The sequence below is a fragment of the Streptomyces sp. NPDC022910 genome (assembly GCF_055561075.1).
Window position 1 is genome coordinate 86104 of the sequence record NZ_JBVHHL010000014.1, and the last position, 22844, is coordinate 108947.

22 protein-coding genes and 3 pseudogenes are annotated in these 22844 nt (G+C 70.6%); 10 read left to right on the top strand and 15 right to left on the bottom strand.

Annotated elements, in window-relative coordinates:
* Positions 1-84: 84 nt before the first annotated feature.
* From ACZ3TS_RS16265 to thpD, 5 genes are all read left to right on the top strand, one after another.
* Positions 85-1185 carry a pyridoxal-phosphate-dependent aminotransferase family protein gene (locus ACZ3TS_RS16265; protein ID WP_467618344.1) on the top strand — a complete coding sequence of 367 codons (1101 nt, stop codon included), beginning with the start codon at positions 85-87 and terminating at the stop codon, positions 1183-1185.
* Between the two features lie 366 nt (positions 1186-1551).
* Positions 1552-2094: a diaminobutyrate acetyltransferase gene (gene ectA / locus ACZ3TS_RS16270; RefSeq protein WP_467618199.1), complete on the top strand. Its 543-nt coding sequence runs from the start codon at positions 1552-1554 to the stop codon at positions 2092-2094.
* Between the two features lie 46 nt (positions 2095-2140).
* The gene (ectB, locus tag ACZ3TS_RS16275) at positions 2141-3412 is read left to right on the top strand and encodes a diaminobutyrate--2-oxoglutarate transaminase (protein WP_467618202.1); all 1272 of its coding nucleotides are present in this window, start codon (positions 2141-2143) and stop codon (positions 3410-3412) included.
* 30 nt (positions 3413-3442) lie between these two features.
* The gene (locus ACZ3TS_RS16280; RefSeq protein WP_467618203.1) at positions 3443-3841 is read left to right on the top strand and encodes an ectoine synthase; all 399 of its coding nucleotides are present in this window, start codon (positions 3443-3445) and stop codon (positions 3839-3841) included.
* A gap of 5 nt (positions 3842-3846) precedes the next feature.
* A complete protein-coding gene (gene thpD, locus ACZ3TS_RS16285) occupies positions 3847-4737 on the top strand; it encodes an ectoine hydroxylase (RefSeq protein WP_467618204.1) in 891 nt (296 codons plus the stop codon).
* 47 nt (positions 4738-4784) lie between these two features.
* On the opposite strand, the gene ACZ3TS_RS16290 is transcribed toward thpD, so the two are convergent.
* The 6 genes and pseudogenes from ACZ3TS_RS16290 to ACZ3TS_RS16315 all read right to left on the bottom strand — a co-directional run bounded on the left by ACZ3TS_RS16290 (position 4785) and on the right by ACZ3TS_RS16315 (position 9817).
* Positions 4785-5870: an aminotransferase class V-fold PLP-dependent enzyme gene (locus ACZ3TS_RS16290; RefSeq protein WP_467618207.1), complete on the bottom strand. Its 1086-nt coding sequence runs from the start codon at positions 5868-5870 to the stop codon at positions 4785-4787.
* A gap of 63 nt (positions 5871-5933) precedes the next feature.
* Entirely contained in the window at positions 5934-6650 is a 717-nt protein-coding gene (locus ACZ3TS_RS16295) for a DsbA family oxidoreductase (protein WP_467618209.1), read from the bottom strand.
* Between the two features lie 91 nt (positions 6651-6741).
* Positions 6742-7245 (bottom strand): GNAT family N-acetyltransferase, encoded by a 504-nt coding sequence (locus ACZ3TS_RS16300; protein WP_467618211.1) that lies wholly within the window; start codon positions 7243-7245, stop codon positions 6742-6744.
* Positions 7242-7510: pseudogene (locus ACZ3TS_RS16305) on the bottom strand (AraC family transcriptional regulator); the annotation flags it as partial. The pseudogene ACZ3TS_RS16305 and the gene ACZ3TS_RS16300, both read right to left, overlap by 4 nt.
* A 55-nt stretch (positions 7511-7565) precedes the next feature.
* Positions 7566-8174 (bottom strand): DUF1349 domain-containing protein, encoded by a 609-nt coding sequence (locus ACZ3TS_RS16310; protein WP_467618213.1) that lies wholly within the window; start codon positions 8172-8174, stop codon positions 7566-7568.
* A gap of 113 nt (positions 8175-8287) precedes the next feature.
* Complete coding sequence (locus ACZ3TS_RS16315; RefSeq protein WP_467618215.1) at positions 8288-9817, bottom strand: aldehyde dehydrogenase (NADP(+)); 1530 nt, start codon at positions 9815-9817, stop codon at positions 8288-8290.
* A 133-nt stretch (positions 9818-9950) separates the two neighbouring features.
* On the opposite strand from ACZ3TS_RS16315, the gene ACZ3TS_RS16320 reads away from it, so the two are divergent.
* The 3 genes from ACZ3TS_RS16320 (at position 9951) to ACZ3TS_RS16330 (ending at position 12779) form a co-directional block, all read left to right on the top strand.
* Positions 9951-10721 carry an IclR family transcriptional regulator gene (locus ACZ3TS_RS16320; protein WP_467618217.1) on the top strand — a complete coding sequence of 257 codons (771 nt, stop codon included), beginning with the start codon at positions 9951-9953 and terminating at the stop codon, positions 10719-10721.
* Position 10722: 1 nt separating this feature from the next.
* Entirely contained in the window at positions 10723-11196 is a 474-nt protein-coding gene (locus ACZ3TS_RS16325; protein ID WP_467618220.1) for a GNAT family N-acetyltransferase, read from the top strand.
* A gap of 125 nt (positions 11197-11321) precedes the next feature.
* Complete coding sequence (locus ACZ3TS_RS16330; RefSeq protein WP_467618222.1) at positions 11322-12779, top strand: peptidoglycan D,D-transpeptidase FtsI family protein; 1458 nt, start codon at positions 11322-11324, stop codon at positions 12777-12779.
* Positions 12780-12830: 51 nt separating this feature from the next.
* Here ACZ3TS_RS16330 and ACZ3TS_RS16335 read toward each other — a convergent pair whose 3' ends face one another.
* Positions 12831-14282: an NCS2 family permease gene (locus ACZ3TS_RS16335; protein WP_467618224.1), complete on the bottom strand. Its 1452-nt coding sequence runs from the start codon at positions 14280-14282 to the stop codon at positions 12831-12833.
* 185 nt (positions 14283-14467) lie between these two features.
* Between ACZ3TS_RS16335 and ACZ3TS_RS16340 the strand changes: the two are divergent.
* Positions 14468-14622, top strand: a pseudogene (locus tag ACZ3TS_RS16340) (SigE family RNA polymerase sigma factor); the annotation flags it as partial.
* On the opposite strand, the pseudogene ACZ3TS_RS16345 reads toward ACZ3TS_RS16340, so the two are convergent.
* The 6 genes and pseudogenes from ACZ3TS_RS16345 to ACZ3TS_RS16370 all read right to left on the bottom strand — a co-directional run.
* Positions 14600-14753 (bottom strand): annotated as a pseudogene (locus tag ACZ3TS_RS16345) (HAD family acid phosphatase); the annotation flags it as partial. The pseudogenes ACZ3TS_RS16340 and ACZ3TS_RS16345 sit on opposite strands and share 23 nt — an antisense overlap.
* A 76-nt stretch (positions 14754-14829) precedes the next feature.
* Positions 14830-16551, bottom strand: coding sequence for an L-arabinonate dehydratase (gene araD, locus ACZ3TS_RS16350; RefSeq protein WP_467618226.1), 1722 nt, complete (start codon positions 16549-16551; stop codon positions 14830-14832).
* Positions 16548-17459, bottom strand: a complete 912-nt coding sequence (locus ACZ3TS_RS16355) for a dihydrodipicolinate synthase family protein (protein ID WP_467618227.1) — start codon at positions 17457-17459, stop codon at positions 16548-16550. The genes araD and ACZ3TS_RS16355 overlap by 4 nt, the downstream gene beginning before the upstream one ends.
* Positions 17456-18112 carry a GntR family transcriptional regulator gene (locus ACZ3TS_RS16360; protein WP_467618229.1) on the bottom strand — a complete coding sequence of 219 codons (657 nt, stop codon included), beginning with the start codon at positions 18110-18112 and terminating at the stop codon, positions 17456-17458. Before ACZ3TS_RS16360 ends, ACZ3TS_RS16355 begins: the two co-directional genes overlap by 4 nt.
* A gap of 133 nt (positions 18113-18245) precedes the next feature.
* Entirely contained in the window at positions 18246-18833 is a 588-nt protein-coding gene (locus ACZ3TS_RS16365; protein WP_467618231.1) for a TIGR03086 family metal-binding protein, read from the bottom strand.
* 85 nt (positions 18834-18918) lie between these two features.
* Complete coding sequence (locus ACZ3TS_RS16370) at positions 18919-19338, bottom strand: DUF6010 family protein (protein WP_467618233.1); 420 nt, start codon at positions 19336-19338, stop codon at positions 18919-18921.
* A gap of 204 nt (positions 19339-19542) precedes the next feature.
* Between ACZ3TS_RS16370 and ACZ3TS_RS16375 the strand changes: the two genes are divergently transcribed.
* Positions 19543-20775, top strand: coding sequence for an MFS transporter (locus ACZ3TS_RS16375; RefSeq protein ID WP_467618236.1), 1233 nt, complete (start codon positions 19543-19545; stop codon positions 20773-20775).
* Here the strand turns inward: ACZ3TS_RS16375 and ACZ3TS_RS16380 are convergent.
* Positions 20712-21875, bottom strand: a complete 1164-nt coding sequence (locus tag ACZ3TS_RS16380) for a hypothetical protein (RefSeq protein ID WP_467618237.1) — start codon at positions 21873-21875, stop codon at positions 20712-20714. The genes ACZ3TS_RS16375 and ACZ3TS_RS16380 overlap by 64 nt on opposite strands.
* Entirely contained in the window at positions 21872-22813 is a 942-nt protein-coding gene (locus ACZ3TS_RS16385; RefSeq protein ID WP_467618240.1) for a 5-dehydro-4-deoxyglucarate dehydratase, read from the bottom strand. Before ACZ3TS_RS16385 ends, ACZ3TS_RS16380 begins: the two co-directional genes overlap by 4 nt.
* Positions 22814-22844 lie beyond the last annotated feature (31 nt).

The following is a 22844-nucleotide window of genomic DNA, read 5'->3' on the forward strand; positions in this document are numbered from 1 at the left end:
CCTCAGAAGTCGCCGGTGAGTGGCGTGGAACACGCCCCGGTTACCCTCGACTCCGTCAACCCCGTGAGCGAAGAGAGCACCGCCGTGACCCACCCCTTCCTGGACCTCGCCCCGCTGAGCGCCGACCGCTTCGCCTCGATCGAGGACCGGGTGGCACGGCTGCTGTCCACCGAGCAGGACGTCGTGATCATGCAGGGCGAGGCGCTGCTGCCGCTGGAGGGTGCGATCCGCGGGTGCGCCGGGCCCGGCACGACGGCGCTGAACGTGATCACCGGGCCGTACGGGCAGACCTTCGGCAACTGGCTGCGGGACTCCGGTGCAACGGTGTACGACCTGGCCGTACCGTTCCACACGGCGGTCACGGCGGAGCAGATCCGTCAGGCCCTCACCGAGCATCCGGAGATCGACTTCGTGTCGCTGGTGCACGCGGAGGCGGCGACCGGCAACACCAACCCGGTGGCGGAGATCGGCGCGGTGGTGCGCGAGCACGGTGCGCTGTTCTATCTGGACGCCGTCGCCTCGATCGGCGCCGAGCCGGTACTGCCGGACGCATGGGGTGTGGACGTGTGCGTGATCGGAGCCCAGAAGGCGATGGGCGGGCCGGCCGGGGTGTCGGCGGTGTCGGTGAGCGAGCGGGCGTGGGCGCGGATGGCGGCCAACCCGCGGGCGCCGCGCCGCTCGTACCTGTCGCTCCTGGACTGGAAGGAGCGCTGGATCGACGGCGGCCGCAAGGCGCTGCTGCACGCACCGGCACAGCTGGAGATGCTGGCGCTGGAGGCGTGCGTGGAGCGGATCGAGACGGAGGGGCTGGGCGCCGTGATGGCCCGGCACCGGTCCGCCGCCGCGGCTACGCGGGCGGGGGCGGTCGCCCTGGGCGCCGGCCTGGAGCCCTATGTGCATGAGGAGGCAAAGGCGGCCCCGGTCGCCACGACCCTGCGTACGCCGGCGGCCGTGGACGCGTCCGAGCTGGTGGCGAAGGCCCTGGGGGCGAATGCCACAGCACCCCTGGCAGCCGGTGGGGGTGCACTGGCGTCGGAGATGATCCGGGTGAACCACTACGGGTCCGACGCGACGGCCGAGGTCGTGCGAGCGAGCCTGGCCGCGCTCGGCGCGGCACTGGGCGAGTTCGGAGCCACGGTGGACCTTCAGGCCGCTCGACGGGCGGTCGGGGAGGCCTGGGCATAGAAACGCCGGGTGCGCGTCCGGCGAGTGGCCGGGGCCTGAAATCGGCATTGCTTTCCGGACCCCTTCCGCGTAATTATCGAATTCCTTCGAGGGCAGCTACCCATATTCTTCTGCCCGCTTTTCTCTGACCTAAACGCAAAGATTCTGCGAACACCAACCGGCGTAATTCGGGTAGATCTCGTGAGGATTACCGGGGTGTGACCGACTCCACACCGTGCCCTTTTGTCCGGTATTTTCCGGGCATAACCACGCCAATCGCCGCGACCTCGCGTGGACACACGCGCCTGCGCGATAACACATACACCGTCCGTCCGTAAGCCCGTCGGGCGATGCAATTTTGAATTTCCGTGGGTAAATTCCCTCCGCATGACCGCCGCACAAGCAGACCTGCAAGCGGAATTCCCGAAAATGCCGGAGGGACTGCGGATCGACCGTCCCGAGGTGGCGGACGGGGCCGCCCTCTGGCGCATCGCCGAGGAGTCCGTAAGCCTCGACCTGAACTCCTCCTACAGCTATCTGCTGTGGTGCCGTGACTTCGCCGGCACCTCGGCGGTGGTGCGCGCCGAGCCCGACGGACGGCCCGTCGGGTTCGTCACCGCGTACCTCCGGCCCGACCGTCCGCGCACCCTCCTGGTGTGGCAGGTGGCCGTCGACTCCGCCCACCGGGGGCGCGGGCTCGCGGCGCGACTGCTCGACGCGCTCACGGCACGGGTCGTGGAGGAGCACGGGGTCACCGGGATCGAGACGACGATCACCCCGGGCAACACCGCCTCCGAGCGCCTGTTCACGTCGTACGCGCGACGCCACGGCGCGGAGGTGGAACGTGAAGTCCTCTTCGAGACACGTCAGTTCCCCGACGGGCCGCACGCCCCCGAGGTCCTCCACCGCATCGGCCCCCTCTCCGTCTGACCGCCACGCACTCCCTCTCCCCCCACCACCGAGGAGCGTTTTCGCCGTGACCATCACCCAGCCCGACCTCAGCGTCTTCGAGACCCTGGAGTCGGAGGTGCGCAGCTACTGCCGCGGCTGGCCCACCGTCTTCGACCGCGCGCGGGGCAGCCGCATGCACGACGAGGACGGCCACGAGTACCTCGACTTCTTCGCCGGCGCCGGGTCGCTCAACTACGGCCACAACAACCCCGTACTGAAACGGGCGTTGATCGACTACCTGGAGCGGGACGGCGTCACCCACGGGCTCGACATGTCGACCACCGCCAAGCGTTCCTTCCTCCAGACCTTCCAGGACCTCGTCCTGCGGCCGCGCGATCTGCCGTACAAGGTCATGTTCCCGGGGCCCACCGGCACCAACGCCGTCGAGTCCGCCCTCAAGCTGGCCCGCAAGGTGAAGGGCCGCGAGGCGATCGTGTCCTTCACCAACGCCTTCCACGGCATGTCTCTCGGGTCCCTCGCCGTCACCGGCAACGCCTTCAAGCGCGCCGGCGCCGGGATACCGCTCGTGCACGGGACACCCATGCCCTTCGACCACTACCTCGACGGCCGGGTCCCGGACTTCCTGTGGTTCGAGCGGCTGCTGGAGGACCAGGGGTCCGGGCTCAACCGTCCCGCAGCGGTCATCGTCGAGACCGTGCAGGGCGAGGGCGGCATCAACGTCGCCCGGCCGGACTGGCTGCGGGGGCTCGCCGACCTGTGTGCACGCCGCGACATGCTGCTGATCGTCGACGACATCCAGATGGGCTGCGGGCGCACCGGCGCCTTCTTCTCCTTCGAGGAGGCCGGGATCGTGCCGGACATCGTCACCGTCTCCAAGTCCATCAGCGGCTATGGACTGCCCATGTCGCTGTGCCTGTTCAAGCCCGAACTGGACATCTGGGAGCCGGGCGAGCACAACGGCACCTTCCGCGGCAACAACCCCGCGTTCGTCACGGCGACCGCGGCCCTGGAGACCTACTGGACCGACGGGTCCGCCATGGAGAAGCAGACGCGGGCGCGCGGCGAACAGATCGAGCAGGGGCTGATCTCGATCACCGAGGAGAACCTCGCCGATGTCAAGGAGTACCGCGGGCGCGGGCTCGTGTGGGGCCTGGAGTTCCACGACAAGAGCCGCGCCGAGCGCGTCTCCCGCCGCGCATTCGAACTCGGGCTGCTCGTGGAGACCTCGGGCCCCGAGAGCGAGGTCCTCAAGCTGCTCCCTGCCCTCACCATCACCCCGGACGAGCTCGACGAGGGCCTCAGCGCCCTCGCCCGCGCCGTCCGAGAGACCGTCTGAACACCACCCGAGAAGGAGGCACACACCACCGTGATCGTCCGTTCGTTCAAGGACACCGAAGGCACCGACCGACACATCAAGGCGGCATCGGGCACCTGGGAGAGCAAACGCATCGTCCTCGCCAAGGAGAAGGTCGGCTTCTCCCTGCACGAGACGATCCTGTACGCGGGCACGGAGACGTCGATGTGGTACGCGAACCACATCGAGGCCGTCGTGTGCGTCGAGGGCGCGGCGGAGCTGACCGACCACGAGACCGGGAAGACGTACACGATCACGCCCGGGAACATGTACCTCCTGGACGGGCACGAGCGGCACACGCTGCGGGTCAAGGAGGACTTCCGCTGCATCTGCGTGTTCAATCCGCCCGTGACCGGCCGGGAGGACCACGACGAGAACGGCGTCTACCCCCTGCTGACCGAGGAGGTGTGAATCACGTGACCACCACCGTCACCGATCTGTACCCCAGCCGCGGCGCCACCGAGGTGTCCGTCCCCCGTCAGGACCCGGTCGTCTGGGGTGCGCCCGGCACTCCCGGGCCGATCTCCGTCGCCGACCTCCAGGCGTACGAGCGCGACGGCTTCCTCGCCGTCGACGAGCTGATCGGTCAGGACGACGTCGCCCTGTACCGGCAGGAGTTGCAGCGGCTCGTCACCGACCCGGAGATCCGCTCCGACGAGCGGTCGATCGTCGAGCCGAAGTCCAAGGAGATCCGCTCAGTCTTCGAGGTTCACAAGATCAGCGAGGTGTTCGCGCGGCTCGTCCGCGACGAGCGCGTCGTCGGGCGGGCGCGGCAGATCCTCGGCTCGGACGTGTATGTCCACCAGTCGCGGATCAACGTCAAGCCCGGCTTCGGGGCCAGCGGCTTCTACTGGCACTCCGACTTCGAGACCTGGCACGCCGAGGACGGTCTGCCGAACATGCGGACGGTGTCCGTCTCGATCGCGCTGACCGAGAACTACGACACCAACGGCGGCCTCATGATCATGCCGGGGTCGCACAGGACGTTCCTCGGCTGCGCCGGAGCCACGCCTGAGGACAACTACAAGAAGTCGCTGCAGATGCAGGACGCGGGCACGCCGTCCGACGAGGCGCTGACCGCCATGGCGACCCGGTACGGCATCAGGCTGTTCACCGGCAAGGCCGGTTCGGCGACCTGGTTCGACTGCAACTGCATGCACGGGTCGGGGGACAACATCACGCCCTTCCCTCGCAGCAACGTCTTCATCGTGTTCAACAGCGTGGAGAACGAGGCGGTGGAGCCGTTCGCGGCACCGATCCGGCGGCCCGAATTCATCGGGGCGCGGGACTTCACACCGGTGCGGTGACCCTGGTCCGGAGCCTCTCGCGGGAGGGGCTCCGGACACCGCCGGGGTCAGCCGGACAGCGCGTCGAGCAGGCGGTCGACGTCCGCGGGCGCGTTGTACAGGTGGAAGGCGGCCCGCAGGTTGCCCGCCCGCTCGGAGACCTCGATCCCCGCGCTGCTCAACTCATGCTGCCGGTGACCGAGTCCGGGCACGGACACGATCGGCGAATCCGGTGCGGGGACCGGCTCGTGGCCGAGGGCGTGAAGTCCCGTACGGAAGCGGTCGGCGAGGGTGAGGTCATGCGCGCGCACGGCGTCCACGCCGAGTTCCTCGAGCAGTTCGAGGGAGCGGCGGGCGCCGGCGTAGGAGAAGAGGGCGGGGCTCTCGTCGAAGCGTCGTGCCGAGTGGGCGAGTTCCTCGACGGGGCCGTAGCAGCTGTCCCAGGGCCGCTCCCCCGCGACCCAGCCGGCGAACAGCGGGGTGAGGCCGCCGAGATCCTCCGGAACGATCAGGAACGCCACGCCCCGGGGGCAGACCAGCCATTTGAAGGCGACGCAGGCGACGTAGTCGAACGCGTCCGCGTCGAGATCCAGCCAGCCGGCGGCCTGGGACGCGTCGACGTACACACGCGCCCCGTGCTCGCGCGCGGCGGCGCGGATCGCGGACAGGTCGGCCACCCGTCCGTCGGCGGACTGGGCGGCGCTGACCGCGACGAGCGCGGTGCCGGGCCGCACCGACTCGGCGAGGCGTTCCAGCGGCACGGCGCGCACCTTCAGGTCCCCGCGCGTGTGGAAGGGGTTCACCACGGAGCTGAAGTCGGCCTCGGCGGTGAGGACTTCGGCGCCCTGGGGCAGCGAGGCGGCGATCAGCCCGGTGTAGACGGCGACCGAGGCCCCCGCCGCCACCCGGCGGACGGGGACCCCGGTCAGCCGGGCGAAGGAGGCGCGGGCGGCCTCCACGTCGGCGAACATGTCGGTGGGCCGCCCGGCGGCCGCCGACTCCACGGCGGTCCGCATGGCCTCCACCGTGCGGGCCGGCAGCAGCCCGGCGCTCGCGGTGTTCAGATAGGTGTTCCTTGGAGCGAACTCGGCACGGACGAGGGTCTCGAAGGTCTCCATGCCACCACTGTGCGGCCCGGTGAAGTCGTAGTCCATTGCGGATTTCTACGTGGTTTCGCCAAGGAGCGCTTATACGTCCGCGCCGACCTGCGCCCTTGTTCAGTGCTGCGGCACCGCGCACCCGTCCGGACCGCAGGCGTCCGCGCCGCCGTCCTCGATCAGCTTCAGCGGCGGGCGCTCGCCCCACGCCTGAGTCAGCGCCTGTGTGAAGACCTCCGCAGGCTGGGCACCGGAGACACCGTACTTCCGGTCGAGGACGAAGAACGGCACGCCGTTCGCGCCCAGCTCGGCCGCCTCCCGCTCGTCGGCGCGCACGGCGTCGGCGTACGCGGTGGGGTCGGCGAGGACCTTGCGGGCCTCCTCCGCGTCGAGCCCGGCCTCCACGGCCAGCTCCACCAGCCGATCGTCGCCCTCGGTGAAGACGGACCGCTCGTCGGCGAAGTTCGCCCGGTACAGGATCTGGATCAGCTCGTCCTGCCTGCCCTGTCCCTTGGCGAAGTGGAGCAGACGGTGCATGTCGAAAGTGTTGCCGTGGTCGCGGCCCGTCGTGCGGTACTCAAGGCCCTCGGCGGCGGCCTGGGCGCCCAGGTTGTTCTCGCCGGCCTGCGCCTGCGCCTCGCTCATCCCGTACTTCTTGGTGAGCATCGTGAGAACCGGCTGGACGTCGCCCTTGGCGCGGTGCGGATCCAGCTCGAAGGAGCGGTGCACCACCTCGACGTCGTCCCGGTGCGGGAAGGTCTCGAGCGCCTTCTCGAAGCGGGCCTTGCCCACGTAGCACCAGGGACAAGCTATGTCCGTCCAGATCTCGACGCGCATGTCTTCGGCTTCTCTCCAGGTCGTACGGGTACGGAGACTCCCTCCGCGCTCTCTGTGTGTGAACGTTCAAGCGGTTGGGGTCATTCCCGCTTCATTCCCCGGGGACGGCATAGCGGAGGAAAAGGGGATGGTCGCCTTCGGCGGGCGGGTTCTCCGGATCGGGGAACCACCCGAGGCGGGCGTAGAAGGCCTGGGCGCGCCGGTTGTCCGTATGCACGTCCAGGACGGCCGTCCGCCTGCCGTCGGCCTGCCACTCCTCGACGCAGGCGGCATGCAACTCGGAGCCGATCCCCCGGCGCCAGTGCCCGGGGTCGACATGGAACTGGAAGAGCTTCACGGTGTCGGCCGGTGCGCCGTCCGGAGTACGGAAGGACGCCAGGGCGACGATCCGGCCGTGTTCGACGGCGCACAGCACATGGCCGTCAGGCCGTTCGACGGCCACCTGCCAGGCGGCCGGCCAGTCGATGCCGTCCTGCGGCAGCCCGTGGGGGTAGTACGTCGCCCGGGCCCGGGCATGCAGATCGGCGACGGCCCGCGCCTCGGCGGGCAGAGCGGTACGAATCACCCGGTTTCCGGTCAAGCGGTCTTCGATCATGCAACGGAGGACGTGCAGGAACCCGGGACGGTTCCGAGCCGGCTGAACCGGGTGCGGTAGGCGCTCGGGATGAGACCCGTACGGCGGACGAGATGGCCGGGCAGCGAGTCGACGGTACCCACGCGGGAGCGACGGGTGAGGGTGCGCACGCTGACGCCGGTGTGCCGGGCCAGGCAGGTGGGCGTGAGCGGCTTGTCGAGTTGCGCATGCCCCGGCCGCGGGTGTCGGCGCAGGGCCTCCCCCGTTGCGGTGGCAGCGAGGTCCGTCCCTTGGACGGGTGGCCACGACGGGTGGCCACGCTGCGCCTGCGGCACCGGTCCTCATGAGCCGTCGCGCAGGCCCTCCGGCCACGAGTCCCGGTACTCCAGGTGGTCGAAGGTGACCACGCACCCCTCCCCCACCGGCGACTGCGTCATGAAGCCCACCAGCCCCGCCGAGGTCGGCTCATCGTCGGCCAGCGTGAACAGACGGACGAACGTCCACAGCTTCCCGTCCCGCGACGCGTGGAACGCGAACGCCCTGCCCGTTCTGCTCACCCGGAGCCAGACCGAACTTCCCTCCACAGTGAAGGAGTTCGCGTCGTCGGAGTGGCCGCGGGTGACCACCGTGCAGACGGTGGGCACGTCCGGGGAGTACTCCAGGCAGAGCTTGGCCCAGGCCCGCTCGCCGACGTGGACGTAGAGCACGCCGGCGTCGAAGGACGCGTTGAAGCCCACGGTGACCCGGGCGATCAGCTGGAAGTCGCCCTCGGGTGCACCGAGGAGCCGGGGCGCGTCGGAGGCCGGCTCCAGCCCCTCACCGGTGGGCGGAACGAAACGATCCTGCCGGGCCCCCGCCCAGCCGGTGAGCACCCCGTCCTCGTAGGACCAGTGGCCGTCGGGCCCGTACGTGCGCAGGGGAAACGGGAGTTCGGGAAGTTCAACGTCCATTGAGGAAGTCTCTCAGGAGCGCCCCGAAGGGGCGCGGGGAACTGCGCGATCAACCGGAGAGCGCCGGCGGACCGCGACGCACCAGAGCTCCTGCGGCGCGGTCCGCCGGACGGTCACCTCTCCAGGCGCCCGTCGAAGCGCCGCGGCAGCCCGAGCGGGTTGTCGTCGCGCAGCTCCGGCGGGAGCAGGGCCTCGGGGGCGCCTTGGTACACGACCGGTCGCAGCCACCGCTCGATGGCCGTGCCACCGACCGACGTGGACGTGGACGTCGTCGCCGGGTAGGGGCCGCCGTGGTGCTGGGCGGGTGCCACCGCCACACCCGTCGGCCAGCCGTTGACGAGGACGCGCCCCGCGAGCGGGGTCAGCTCCGCGAGGATCTCCGCGCCACGGCCCTCGCCCGCCGCCTCCTGGGTCGACAGGTGCACCGTCGCGGTGAGGTTGCCGGGGAGCCGGTCCAGGACGCGCTTGGCCTGGTCCTCGTCCTCGTACCGCGCGACGACCGTGAGCGGGCCGAAGCACTCCTCCAGGAGGAGGTCGTACTCCCCCTCGGCGGTGAGCTTCTCGGCCGGGACGGTGAGGAATCCCGCGCTGACGGTGTGCTCGCCGCCCGCCCCGGCGGTGACCGGCGACTCCACGTCGGGGAGCGCGGCACGCTCGGCGACTCCGGCGATGAAGTTGTCGCGCATGCGGTGGTCGAGCAGGACCCCCGCGTCGGTGTCGCTGACGGCGTCGGTCAGGGACTTCACGAGGCGGTCGCCCGCCGCACCGGCAGGGGCCAGGACGAAGCCCGGCTTGACGCAGAACTGGCCGACGCCCAGGGTCATGGAGCCCGCGAGACCGGCGCCGATGGCCTCGGCCCGCTCGGCGGCGGCGGCCTCGGTGACGACCACCGGGTTGAGCGAGCCCAGCTCGCCGTGGAAGGGGATGGGCACGGGACGGGCCGCCGCCGCGTCGAAGAGGGCACGGCCGCCGCGTACCGAGCCGGTGAACCCGGCGGCGGCGATCAACGGGTGCTTGATCAGCTCGATGCCCGCCTCGAAGCCGTGGACGAGCCCGATGACACCCCTGGGGATGTCGTGCTGCTCGGCGGCCCGGCGCAGCGTCGCCGCGACCAGCTCCGAGAGCGCCGGGTGGTCGGGGTGGGCCTTGACGACGACGGGACAGCCCGCCGCGAGCGCGCTCGCGGTGTCGCCGCCGGCCACCGAGAAGGCGAACGGGAAGTTGGACGCCGAGTAGACGGCGACGACGCCCAGCGGGACCTTGTAGCGGCGCAGGTCGGGGATCGGCGGCGTGGCGGTGTCGTCCGGGTGGTTGATCACGACGTCGAGGAAGGCACCCTCGTCGACGATGTCCGCGAACGCGCGCAGCTGGTAACAGGTACGGGCAAGTTCGCCCGTCAGCCGGACCGGGCCGAGCGCGGTCTCGGCGTCCGCCGCCTCGACGAGCCGGTCCTTCGCGGCCTCCAACTGGTCGGCGGCGGTGCGAAGGAAGGCCGAGCGGACGGTGCGGTCGGCGAGGGCTCCGCGCGTGGCGTGGGCCGCGCGGACGACGGCATCCACCTCCTGGGCCGTGGCCTCCACCGCAACCTGTTCACGCTGCTTCCCGGTACGGGGGTCGACACTCCAGACTGGTGCTGCTGCCACCGCGGGTCCCTCCAGATGTCTTGCCGCAGTTCTTACGCCATCCACCAGGACTGTTCGATATACTGAACGCTGTCTCTGATGTTGAATATGCTGCTCGGAGACTATTTCCCGTCGAACGAAGGGGTCAAGGGCGATGTCAGGCGAGACAGGCGGCGGGGCGCAGGTCAAGTCCGCGGTGCGGACGGTTGAGTTGCTCGAGTACTTCGCCGGCCGTCCCGGTATGCACTCCCTGGCCGCCGTGCAGGAGGCGGTGGGCTATCCCAAGTCCAGCCTCTACATGCTGCTGCGCACCCTCGTCGAGCTGGGCTGGGTGGAGACCGACGCGACGGGCACACGCTACGGCATCGGTGTGCGGGCGCTGTTGGTCGGCACGTCGTACATCGACGGCGACGAGGTGGTTGCGGCGGCGCGCCCGACGCTGGACCGGCTGTCGGACGACACCACGGAGACGATCCACCTGGCGCGCCTGGACGGCACGAACGTCGTGTACCTCGCGACCCGCCAGTCGCAGCACTATCTGCGCCCGTTCACGCGCGTCGGCCGTCGGCTGCCCGCGCACTCGACGTCACTCGGCAAGGCGCTGCTGAGCACGTACACCGACGAGCAGGTCCGCAAGATGCTGCCGGAGACGCTGCCGGCGCTGACCGAACACACCATCACCGACCGGGAGAAGCTCATAGAGGAGCTGCACCAGGTCCGCGAGCAGGGCTTCGCCGTCGACCGCGAGGAGAACACACTGGGCCTGCGCTGCTTCGGCATCGCCATTCCCTACCGCACCCCGGCCCGCGACGCGATCAGCTGCTCGGTCCCGGTGGCCCGGCTGACCCCGGCCCACGAGCAGATGATCAAGGACGCGCTGTTCGACGCCCGGGACCGTCTCACCCTCGCGACGCGGAGGCTGTGACGTGGAGGTCGTCCTGCGCGAGGTCCACGACAGCGACCTGCCCGTCTTCTTCCGCCAGATGAACGATCCCGTGGCGCTCCGGATGGCCGCGTTCACACCCGCGGACCCGGCCGACCGCTCCGCCTTCGACGAGCACTGGGCACGGCTCCGTACGTACTCCGACGTCGACATCCGTACGGTGCTCGTGGACGGCGACGTGGTGGGCAGCGCGGGGGTGTACGGCGAGCCGGGCGAACGCGAGGTCACGTACTGGATCGACCGCGCGTACTGGGGCCGGGGCATCGCGACGGCCGCGCTGCGCTTCCTGCTGGAGCAGGTTCCGGAACGCCCGCTGTACGCCCGGGCCGCCGCCGACAACGCGGGCTCGCGCCGGGTGCTGCAGAAGTGCGGCTTCGCCGAGACGGCCCGGGCGAGGGGCTTCGCACACGCCCGCGGCGAGGAGATCGAGGAGGTCGTCCTCGTCCTGAAGGCCTGAGCGCGTGCCCGCCGGCCCCGCCGTCCCGGGTGGCGAAGCCCATGCGACCCCTTTCATGAACGGCCGATGAGAATTCGGGCGGATCAGGAACGATTGCCGCCGTCCCGGTCGTCTTCCTGACCGGGATGAACAAGACGATCAGGAAAGCGTCGGTCTTCGCGCTGCTGCTCGTGTTCGCTCTGCTGGTGAGGGCGACGTGGGTGCAGTTCTACGACGGCAAGGCGCTCGCGGACGACAAGGACAACCGGCGGAACGCGATCAGCACCTATGCGGCCCCGCTCGGGAACATCATCGTGGCCGGCCGGTCGGTCACCGGCTCCGCGCGGACGACGGGCGGCGACCTCGCGTACAAGCGCACCTACACGGACGGCAGGCTGTACGCGGCGGTGACCGGATACGCCTCGCAGAGCTACGCGCCGACCCAGCTGGAGGGCATCTACCAGGACCTGCTCAACGGCACGGACAGCCGTCTGAAGACCGTCATGGACACGGTCACCGACAAGCGGGCCGATCCGGGCAACGTGGTCACGACGATCGATCCGAACGTGCAGAAGGCCGCGTACCGGGCACTGGGCACCAAGAAGGGCGCGGCTGTCGCGATCGACCCGACGAACGGCAGGATCCTCGCGGTCGTGTCCACCCCGTCGTACGACCCGTCGTCGCTGACCGACGCGAACACCGCGGGGACGGCCTGGAAGCAGCTCAACAATGACCCGGACAAGCCGCTGACGAACCGCGCGCTGCGCCAGCCGCTGCCCCCGGGCTCGACGTTCAAGCTGGTGGTGGCGGCGGCCGCGCTGGAGGACGGGCTGTACTCGTCGGTGGACCAGAAGACCGACAGCCCCGACCCGTACACCCTGCCCGGCACGACCCGAACACTGTCGAACGAGAATCCGAACGCGCCGTGCGAGAACGCCTCGATCCGCGTCGCACTGCGCTACTCGTGCAACAACGTTTTCGGGAAGATGGCCGTCGACCTCGGGCAGGAAAAGGTCCGGGCGATGGCCGAGAAGTTCGGCTTCAACGACGACCGGCAGGACGTGCCGGTACGGGCCTACGCCAGCGTGTACCCGTCGGGCATGGACAAGGCGCAGACAGGCCTGTCGGGCATCGGCCAGTTCGACGTCACGGCGACGCCACTGCAGATGGCCATGGTGTCGGCGGCCATAGCGAACGGCGGCAAGCTGGTCTCACCGCATATGGTTTCGCAGATAACCGACAGCGGCGGCGATGTGCTGACGAACTACGACGACAGCGCGGCGGCCCAGCAGATCGTCAGTTCGTCGACCGCCGGGCAGTTGCGGTCCGCGATGCAGACGGTCGTCACCCAGGGAACGGGCACGAACGCGCAGATCGCCGGAGCGACCGTGGGCGGCAAGACGGGTACGGCCCAGCACGGCGAGAACAACAGCAAGACGCCGTACGCCTGGTTCACGTCGTACGCGAAGTCCGACTCCGACGGCAAGGAGGTCGCTGTCGCGGTGATGGTCGAGCAGTCGGACGCGGCGCGTTCCGAGGTGAGCGGCAACGGGCTGGCCGCGCCGGTGGCCAAGGCGATGATGCAGGCGGCGCTCAAGGGCTAGACGGTCGGGGACGACCCGTCGGGGACGACCCCGACAGGTCGTCCCCGAACCTCACTTCACGCCCAGGATCTGCTCCACCGGATCGATCGCGAAGTACACCAGGAACAGCGCCGACACGCCCCACAGCAGCCAGTGGACCTCCTTGGCCTTGCCGAGGACCGTCTTGATCACGACGTACGCCAGGAAGCCGGCGCCGATGCCGTCGGTGATCGAGTAGGTGAACGGCATCGCGGCGATGGTGAGGAAGGCCGGGATGGCGATCTCGTACCTGTCCCAGTCGATGTGCTTGACGTGGGTCATCATCAGGAAGCCCACGGCGATCAGGGCGGGTGCCGCGGCCTGGAGCGGCACGATGGTCAGCAGCGGGGTGAGGAAGAGCGCGAGTCCGAAGAGGCCGCCGGTGACCAGGTTGGCGAACCCGGTGCGCGCGCCCTCACCGACACCGGCCGCGGACTCGATGTAGGCGGTGTTGGACGAGCCGGAGGCCACACCGCCGGCCACCGCGGCGGCGCCGTCGATGAACAGGACGCGCCCGATGCCCGGCACCTTGCCCTTCTCGTCGAGCAGTCCCGCCTCCGCGCTGATGCCGACGATGGTGCCCATGGCGTCGAAGAAGTCGGACAGGATCAGGGTGAAGACCAGCAGGACGGCGGTGAGCACGCCGGCCTTCCCGAAGCCGCCGAACAGACTGAAGTGACCGACGAGTCCGAAGTCCGGGCTCGCCACGATCTTGTCGGGGACCTTCGGCGTGGTCAGCCCCCAGCTCTTGATGTCGGCCACGGCGTTGATGACGATCGCGACGACGGTCATGGTCACGATGCTGATCAGGATCGCGCCCTTCACCTTGCGCGCGAGCAGCCCGATGGTCAGCAGCACACCGAGACAGAACACCAGCACGGGCCAGCCGGTCAGCCGGCCGACGGCGCCCAACTGCACCGGCACGGTCGTGCTCGCGGCGTCGGGGATGCGGCTGACGAACCCGGCGTCGACGAAGCCGATGAAGGCGATGAACAGTCCGATGCCGACGCCGATGGCCTGCTTGAGCTGCTGCGGGATCGCGTTCATGATCGCTTCCCGTAGTCCGGTGAGGACCAGCACACAGATGAGGATGCCCTCGAGGACGACGAGGCCCATCGCGTCGGCCCAGCTCATCAGCGGAGCGAGCTGGAAGGCGACGACCGCGTTGAGGCCGAGGCCGGCGGCGATGGCGAGGGGCAGATTGCCGCCGACGCCCATGATGACCGTCATCACGCAGGCCACCAGGGCGGTGGCGGTGACCAGTTGGCCGGTGTCGAGCTGGTGGCCGAACTTGTCCTTGGCGCTGCCCAGGATGATCGGATTCAGGACAAGGATGTAGGCCATGGTGAAGAACGTGGCGAAGCCGCCGCGTATCTCCCGGCCGAAGGTGGAGCCCCGTTCGGAGATCTTGAAGAACCGGTCGACGCCGTTCATCGCGGGGGGCGCGGCACTTGACCGGTCGGCCACCTTCTGTGTGTCGGACATGGCGAAACTCCTCGTTGCCTGGTGAACCGGTGCGGGATGCTGGCTGGATTGTTCCCTCGGTGAAGCGGTTTCAGGTTTTCTCCGTGTTACGGAATCAAGTTCGGCCCGCCATACGACGTTCGATGACCTGTACGAACGCTGCTACGCTTCCGGCTCTCGACCGGGAAGCACTCCGGGCGTTCACGGACGCGCTGCTCGCCCTGTGGCACCGCTGGGACCGGGTGCGAGCGGCGGACCACCCGTGGCATACGCGCGCGGGGTGGTTGCCAATCTGGCCCGCACCCGGATCCGCAGCGCGCTGCGCGAACGTGGGCGGATCACCCTCTTCTGGTCACAGCGGGGAGTTTGTACGCCTTGTCGGTGTAGCCCCCCGTCGAGGTCCGCGTACGGGTCGCCGAAGTTGGCGATGATGTCGTACCCGAGGGACTCGATGTGCCTGCGGGTGCCGGACTTGTACTGCACGGTCGTGCAGGTCCCACGTAGTTGAAGCGTTCCACCGGTGATTCAGGGGTGGGCGGACGGGAGAGAGGCACGGTCGGGGCCCGCTTCACCCCGCGTACGGGTCCGGCACCTTCCCCGGCCGGGCCAGGAATTCGAAGTCGCAGCCGGTGTTCGCCTGCGTGATCTGTCCGTTGTAGAGGACGCCGTAGCCGCGCTCGTAGCGGGCGGGCGGCGGCGTCCACCGCGTGCGGCGGCGCTCCAGCTCCTCGTCGTCCACGTCGAGCCGGAGGGTGCGCGCCCCTACGTCGAGCGTGATGCTGTCCCCGGTCCGCACGAGGGCCAGCGGTCCGCCCACGTACGACTCCGGTGCCACGTGCAGCACGCACGCGCCGTAACTCGTGCCGCTCATCCGGGCGTCGGAGATCCGCACCATGTCCCGTACGCCCCGCTTCAGCAGGTGGTCGGGAATGGGCAGCATCCCGTACTCGGGCATGCCCGGGCCGCCCTTGGGTCCGGCGTTGCGCAACACCAGCACGCTGTCCTCGGTGATGCCGAGGGACGGGTCGTTGATGGTCCGCTGCATCGTCTTGTAGTCGTCGAAGACGACCGCGGGCCCCGTGTGCCTCAGCAGGTGCGGCTCGGCGGCGATGTGCTTGATGACGGCACCGTCCGGGCACAGGTTGCCGCGCAGGACGGCGACTCCTCCCTCCGTCGCGACCGGGTTGTCGCGGGGCCGGATGACGTCGTCGTCGTGCACCTGGGCGCCCGAGATCTGCTCGCGCAGGGTGTCGTACGCGACCGTCGGCCGGTCCAGGTGCAGCAGGTCCGGGATCCGGGCCAGGAACCCGGGCAGGCCGCCCGCGAAGTGGAAGTCCTCCATGAGGTACCGCTCGCCGCCCGGCCGGACGTTGGCCAGTACGGGGGTCGTCCGCGCGATGCGGTCGAAGTCGTCCAGGGTGAGCCGGACACCGGCCCGTCCGGCCATGGCGATCAGATGGATGACGGCGTTGGTCGAGCCGCCGAGCCCGAGGACCGTGGTGACCGCGTCCTCGAACGCCTCGCGGGAGAGGATGTCGCCGATCCCGCGGTCCTGGTGGACGAGTTCGACGACTCTGAGGCCGGACGCGGCGGCCATGCGGTCGTGTCCGGAGTCGACGGCGGGGATGCTGGACGCGCCGGGCACGGTGACGCCGAGCACCTCGGCGGCGGCCGTCAGCGTGGACGCCGTCCCCATCGTCATGCAGTGCCCCGGTGACCGCGCGAGCCCGCTCTCCAGCTCCGCCATCTCGCAGTCCCCGATGAGCCCGGCGCGCTTGTCGTCCCAGTACTTCCACATATCGGTGCCGGAGCCGAGGACCTCGGTGCGCCAGTGGCCCGGCAGCATGGGCCCCGCGGGCACGAAGACGGTGGGCAGGCCCACGGAGGCGGCGCCCATGAGGAGAGCGGGTGTGGATTTGTCACAGCCGCCCATGAGCACGGCCCCGTCGACCGGGTAGGAGCGCAGCAGCTCCTCGGTCTCCATGGAGAGCAGATTCCGGTAGAGCATCGGGGTCGGCTTCTGGAAGGTCTCGCTGAGCGTGGAGACCGGGAACTCCAGCGGGAAACCGCCGGCCTGCCACACGCCCCGCTTCACGGCCTGGGCCCGGTCGCGGAGGTGCACATGGCACGGGTTGATGTCCGACCAGGTGTTGAGGATGGCGATGACGGGCTTGCCCAGGTGCTCCTCGGGGAGGTAGCCGAGCTGGCGGGTGCGGGCCCGGTGGCTGAAGGATCGCAGCCCGTCGGTGCCGTACCACTGGTGGCTCCTGAGTTCCCCGGCCTTCTTCACAGGGACCACCCGGCGGCTATGGCGGCGACCTCGGCGCGCTCTTCCCCGGTCAGCGCCCTGCTCGGCGGGCGCACGTCGCGGCGGCACAGGCCGAGCGAGGCGAGGGCCTCCTTGACGACGGTGACGTTGTCGGCAGAGCCGTTGGCCGCGCGTAGTTCCTCGAAGCGGCGGATCTGCTCCCAGACCTTCATGGCCGCCGGATAGTCCCCGGATCGAAGCGCATCGATCATGTTCAGCGAAACGGCCGGGGCGACGTTCACGAGTCCGGAGGTGAAACCGGTGGCTCCCGCGGAGAAGTACGAGGGGGCGTAGGGCTCGGCGAGGCCCGCCACCCACACGAAGCGCTCGAGGCCCGCGTCCCGCGCGAAGGCGGCGAACCGGGCGGCGTCCGGGACGGCGTACTTCACCCCGATGACGTTCGGGCAGTGGTCGGCGAGTTCGGCGAGCCGGGCACCGGGCAGCTGCGCGTTGCGGATGTAGGGGACCACCCCCAGCTCGGGCACGGCCTCGGCGACCGCCCGGTGGTAGTCGACCCAGCCGCCGGCCGAGACGTAGGGATGCACGGGCTGGTGGACCATCACCATCGCGGCGCCCAGCTCTCGGGCGTGCCGGGCGGAGGCGACGGCGGTGGGCACCTCGTGCCCGACACCGACGAGAATCGCGGCCCGTTCCCCTGCCTCCTCGATGGTCAGCTCGCTGACCAGGCGCCGCTCCTCGGGAGTGAGGGCGTAGAACTCGCCGGTGTTGCCGCCCGGCGTCAGGGTCCTGACCCCGCCGTCGAGCAGCCGCCGCAGCAGCGCCCGGTGGGCGTCCCGGTCGACGGTGCCGTCCTCGGCGAACGGGGTCACCGGGATCGCCACCACGTCGGCCAGGGCCGCCCGCTGGGGCTCGAACGCCACGCTGCTCATTCCTGACCTTCCCCTTCCAGGTCCTGGGGGAACGCCCGCCGGACGAACGACGCGATGTGGTCACGCAGGGCGCTCGCCGCGCTGTCGGCCTCGCCCTCCTGGGCGAGCCGGAGGATCTGCCGGTGCTCGGCGGCCTCCCGCTCCCAGGAGGGGTCGGCGGCCCAGGCGACGGCGGAGACGAGGGCGGCCTGGTCGCGGACCTCGTCGAGCATCCGGCCGAGCAGCGGGTTGCCGCACTGCAGGTACAGGGCGCGATGGAACTCCCTGTTGGCGAGGGAGCGCTCGGCGGTGTCCGTGGCCGCGTCGGCCCGGTTCAACGCGTCGCGCGCCGCGTCCAGGGAAGCGCCCCGCCGCACCGAGCGGCGCAGCGCCTCCGGCTCGAGGAGCAGCCGGACGTCATAGACCTCGCGTGCCATGTCCGCGTCCACCAGGCGCACTGTGACGCCCTTGTACTGGTTCATCACGACGAGCCCGGTCCCGGCCAGGGTCTTCAGCGCCTCGCGCACGGGGGTCTTGGACACCCCGAACCGAGCGGCGAGTTCGGTCTCGACCAGGGCCTGACCTGGCGTCAGCTGCCCGGTGAGGATGCGGTGCTTGATCCCCTCCAGCACGAACTGCGTGCGGGAGGGGATCGGTGTGGGCACAGAGGTCATGCGCGCCTCTCGGATCTCCCGTATCTGATCTCAGGTATCGCGTCTCATATATGACATACGAAGTACGACGCGATGAACCTAGGAGCGCGCATGTGGTTCGTCAACCTTTCGGACGAAGGAAGTTGAGATCGCGTTACGGCTTCCAGGCGGGATCGCGCCCGCTGAGACCGATCGCCCGGTCGAGCAGCGGGGCGTCGGCCGGGACAGGCACGACCGGGCCGAAGAGGCCGTTGCCGCGGTTCGGGTCGTCGGCCGCGGAGGTCAGGAAGCCGTACGACGCGAGCAGTGCCGCCATGTCCGGCTCGTACTCCTGGCCGGTGGCCCGCGCCAGGTCCCAGCCGTGGATCACCAGCTCGTCGGCCGCGACGGCGCCCGCGACCGCGCCCGGCAGGGTCACTCCGCCCGCACGGGTCTCACCGGTCCAGGCCGCCGGATCGCGCCAGGCATCGGCCAGCTCGTCGAGTACGACGGGCAGCTCCTCGCGCCAGCCGGGGCCGATGTCCGGCACCGCGGCGTTCGGGCTGGTGTCCGTGGTGGCGCCCAGGTCCTTGCGCCCGGCGTCCCGGAAGGCGGCGGCCAGCCCCAGCAGATGTCCCAGCATGTTGCGCACCGCGCATTCCGGGCACGGCGTCACATCCGTGAGCTGCTCGTCGCGCACCCCGGCCGCGAGCCGGGCGATGATCCGCGTCTGCGGTCCCAGGTCGAGATTGGTGTCGGTCATCTTCTCCTCCGGATTCTTCTGCACTCAGGAGGGTGGACCGCCGGCAACCGCGGAACTCATCGCTCGCGTGCCCGCCACGGGGCCGTCACGCGGCCGACCGGTCCTGGACCGCGACCGGCCGCTCACGACGCAGAAGCTCACGCGCGCAGGGCCCTCCCCGCAGGCACCACAGGGCGATCACCGGGTCACAGATCGCGCATCCGAGTGACGAGTTGTGGTCGAAGGGGACGATGGGGTTGCCCTTGATGTGGTGAACGACGTCCCAGGCGGTGTGCAGCAGCCAGCCGATGCCGATGAAGGTCCACGAATCCAGGCCGCGGTAGGCGACGTAGGTGGCGAGCGCGGTGAACGCGAACTCCCATCCGCCGAGGCCGCCGCCGCTGAGGTAGGCGGCTCCCGCTCCGGCCACCATGACCGCGTTGAGACGCCGCCGATGCGGTTCGCGCAGGAGGGACATGAGAAGCACGTAGAGGACGCCGATGCCGATGGGCGGGAGGTACTGCACGGTGAGGCCTTTCCTGGGGTCGTACGGGCGTTGCGACCGGCCGGCGCGGGAACGGTTCACCACGCTAGGACCGCGTCGGCGCAGGCCCCAGGGGGATTACTGACATCTTCCGACGGATTTCCGTCCGCCGGGACACCCGCGGCGGCGTCATCAGGGCATCTGCCTCATCCCCGGGACCGGGTCTTAGAAGCACGATGACCAGGCATGACGACGACATGGACCGGGATGCGCGTGCTGCGCGACCGCAACGCGAGGCTCTACCTGGCCGGACTGATGGTCTCCGGCTTCGGCACGTCCGCGCTGTGGCTGGCGTCGGGGGTGTGGGTCAAGGACCTCACGGGCTCGGACGGACTGGCGGCGCTGTGCGTGCTCGCCCTCTGGGCGCCGACACTGGCCGGCCCGCTGCTCGGCACGCTCGCCGACCGCACCCGCCGCAAGCCGCTGCTGATCTGCGCGAACCTCCTTCTGGCGGCCCTTGTGCCCACCCTCGTCACCGTCGACTCCCCGGGCCGCCTGTGGATCCTGTTCACGGTCCTGTTCGTGTACGGCGCGGCAGGCGTCGTACACGACGCGGCCGAGTCGGCGCTCATCGCCGCCGCCGTCGACCCCTCGCTGCTCGGTGGCCTCAACGGTCTGCGGATGACGGCCACCGAGGGCATGAAGCTCGTGGCCCCGCTGGCCGGAGCGGGCGTCTACGCGGCCTACGGCGGCGCGAGCGTCGCCTTCCTCGACGCGGTCACGTTCGTGCTCGCCACGGGGCTGTACGCGCTGCTTCGCGTCCGCGAGGAGGAGCCGCACCGGCCCAGGGGCAACTGGCGCGAGCAGACCGCCGAGGGCGCCCGCCATCTGTGGACACATCCCCGTCTGCGCCCCCTGGTACTGGCCGGTGGCAGCACCATGCTGTGCGCGGGGCTCAACGGAGCCCTGATCTACGCCGTCGTGGACGGCCTCGGGCACTCCCCCGCCTACGCCGGTGTCCTGTACGCCGCTCAGGGCGTCGGCTCGGTGGCTGCCGGGCCGGCCTCCGGCCCCGCCCTGCGTCGCCTGGGCGAGCGCCGCTTTGCGGCGTCCGGCATCGCGCTCACCGCGGTCGCGGTGGCCGTGCGGGCGGTCCCTTCGGACCCGGTGGCCGTGATGTGCAGCGCGGCGATCGGCGCGGGACTGCCCTGTGTGCTGATCGCCGCGCTCACCGCCGTGCAGCGCGAGACGCCGGGGCCGCTGCTGGGCCGTGCGACCGCCACGGCCAACACTCTGATGTTCGCGCCGAACGTGGTCGGACTGGCCGGCGGCGCGGCACTGGTCGAACTGGTCGACCACCGGCCGTTGCTGGTTGCCCTGGGGGCGACCCTGCTGGCGACGGTCGCGCTCTTGGCTCAGAGTCCGGCGAGTGCCTCCCGCACGGCCTCCAGGTCGCCGTCGGACGCCAATCCGGCGTGATAGAGCCGCAGTTCCGTCGCGCCCAGCCCCGCCGCCTGCCTCGCGTCCCGCTCCAGCGTCCCCGGACTGCCGCCCATCCCGGAGACCACGGTGAAGTTGGCCGCGACGACGGCTCGCTCCCGGCCCTGCTCGGCGAACGGCGTCAGCAGGCCCGCGCCGCCCGTGCAGGGCACCACCACACCGTCGGCGACGGACAGGATGTGCGCGGGGTCGACCCCCACGTTCGCACCGCAGCGGTACGACAGCGGGTCCGCGTGCAGCAGCACCTGGAAGCCGTCGGGTGCGGCCGCGCGGACGGCCGCCACCGCCGCCTCCTGGAGCGTGCGGGCGGTTTCGTCGCGCCAGGCGCGCGCGGCGGCGGCCCTGGGTTCGCCCAGAAGCTTCTCGACTCCCGCCCAGCCTCCGTCAGAGGGCGCGCCGCGCCACACCGGCTCCAGCGCCGCCCGTACCGCCGCGGCCAGTTCCCCGGCGTCCAGGCCCTGTGCCCCGTACCCCTCCCGGCAGGTTCCGCAGAAGCACAGTGACATGAGGTACTGCCCGGCATCCCCGAGCGGCACCCCGCCGATCTTGTCGTGCGCGTGCAGATGGGGCAGGCCGTACCAGCCGAGCGATTCCAGTTCGGTGCCGCGTGCGCCCGGCCGTACGGCCGCTTCGGCAGCGAGGTCGACGAGGTACGCGCGCGTGCCGGGCTGTGCGATGCACGGCGCCCACGGGTAGTGGTCGCCGTAGGCGTTGAGCACCGAGGTCTCGGGACGCTCCTGCCCCAGACGGGAGTTGTGCGCGAGCACGACCCACGTGTGCACCTCCAGTCCGGCAGCGGCCAGCGCCCCGGCCGCCTCGCCGAACGCGTCGCCCGGGGCCCAGTCCCCGGCCGGGTACGGACGCAGGGTGCGGCCCTCCCAGCGCGCGTCCGCCGCGTAGAGCACGGCCGCGTGCCGGGCCGTCACGATGCGGTGGCGCGGATGCCGGGGCGTGAGGGCGCGCGTGGAGTGGTACGCGGACGCGAGGGTGACCTGGCGGATGCCCAGGGCGGCGATGCGCTCCGCCGCCTCCGGATCTCCGTTGACGTCCCAGGGGTAGACGAACGCCGCCGCCTTCACATGTCCTCCCGCAGCAGCTCGTACCCGCGGTCGATCAGCCCGGCGAGCTGTTTGACGTGGTCCTCGGACGGTTCGTGCAGCGGCGGCCGGACCTCGCCGACGTCGAGGCCGCGCAGCCGTACACCGGCCTTGACGAGGGAGACGGCGTAGCCGCGGCCCTGGGCGCGCAGTTCGACGAACGGGCGGTAGAAGCCGTCGAGGAGCCGGTGGACGGTGGCGTCGTCGCCGGAGCCCAGCGCCCTGTGGAAGGCGAGGGCGATCTCCGGGACGAAGCAGAAGACGGCGGACGAGTACAGCGTGATACCGATGCCGCGGTAGGCGAGCTGGGTCTGCTCGGCGGTGGGCAGGCCGTTGAAGTAGAGGAAGTCGCCCGGGACCTCGGTCCGTACCTCGCTCACGATGCGCTGCATCAGGTCCAGGTCGCCGAGCCCGTCCTTGAAGCCGATGACGCCGTCCGTGCGGGCCAGTTCGACCGCCGTCCGAGGCGTGAAGACGGCGTTGTCGCGCTGGTAGACGATGGTCGGCAGCGAGGTCGCCGCGGCCAGCTCCCGGTAGTGCCGCAGGAGCCCCTCCTGCCCGGCGACGACGAGGTAGGGCGGCATGGCGAGCAGTCCGTCGGCTCCGGCCCCCTCGGCGAGCCGCGCGTAGCGCACGGCGAGGGCGGTCCCGTATCCCGCACCCGCCACGACCGGCACCCGGCCGTCCGTCGCCTCGACGGCCGCCCTCACGCACGCCTCGAACTCCTCGGGAGTGAGCGCGTGGAACTCGCCCGTGCCGCAGCAGGCGAAGACGGCGGCCGCACCCGCCTCCACGCCCGCGCGCACATGCGCGCGGTAGACGTCGAGGGCGAGGGAGCCGTCGGGCCCGTACGCCGTCACGGGGAAGAACAGCGGCCCGCTGGGGATGCTGAGTCGAGCGGCAAGAGGGGCTGGCGTCACGGGCTCTCCCTTGAACAGGCGCTCATCCGCG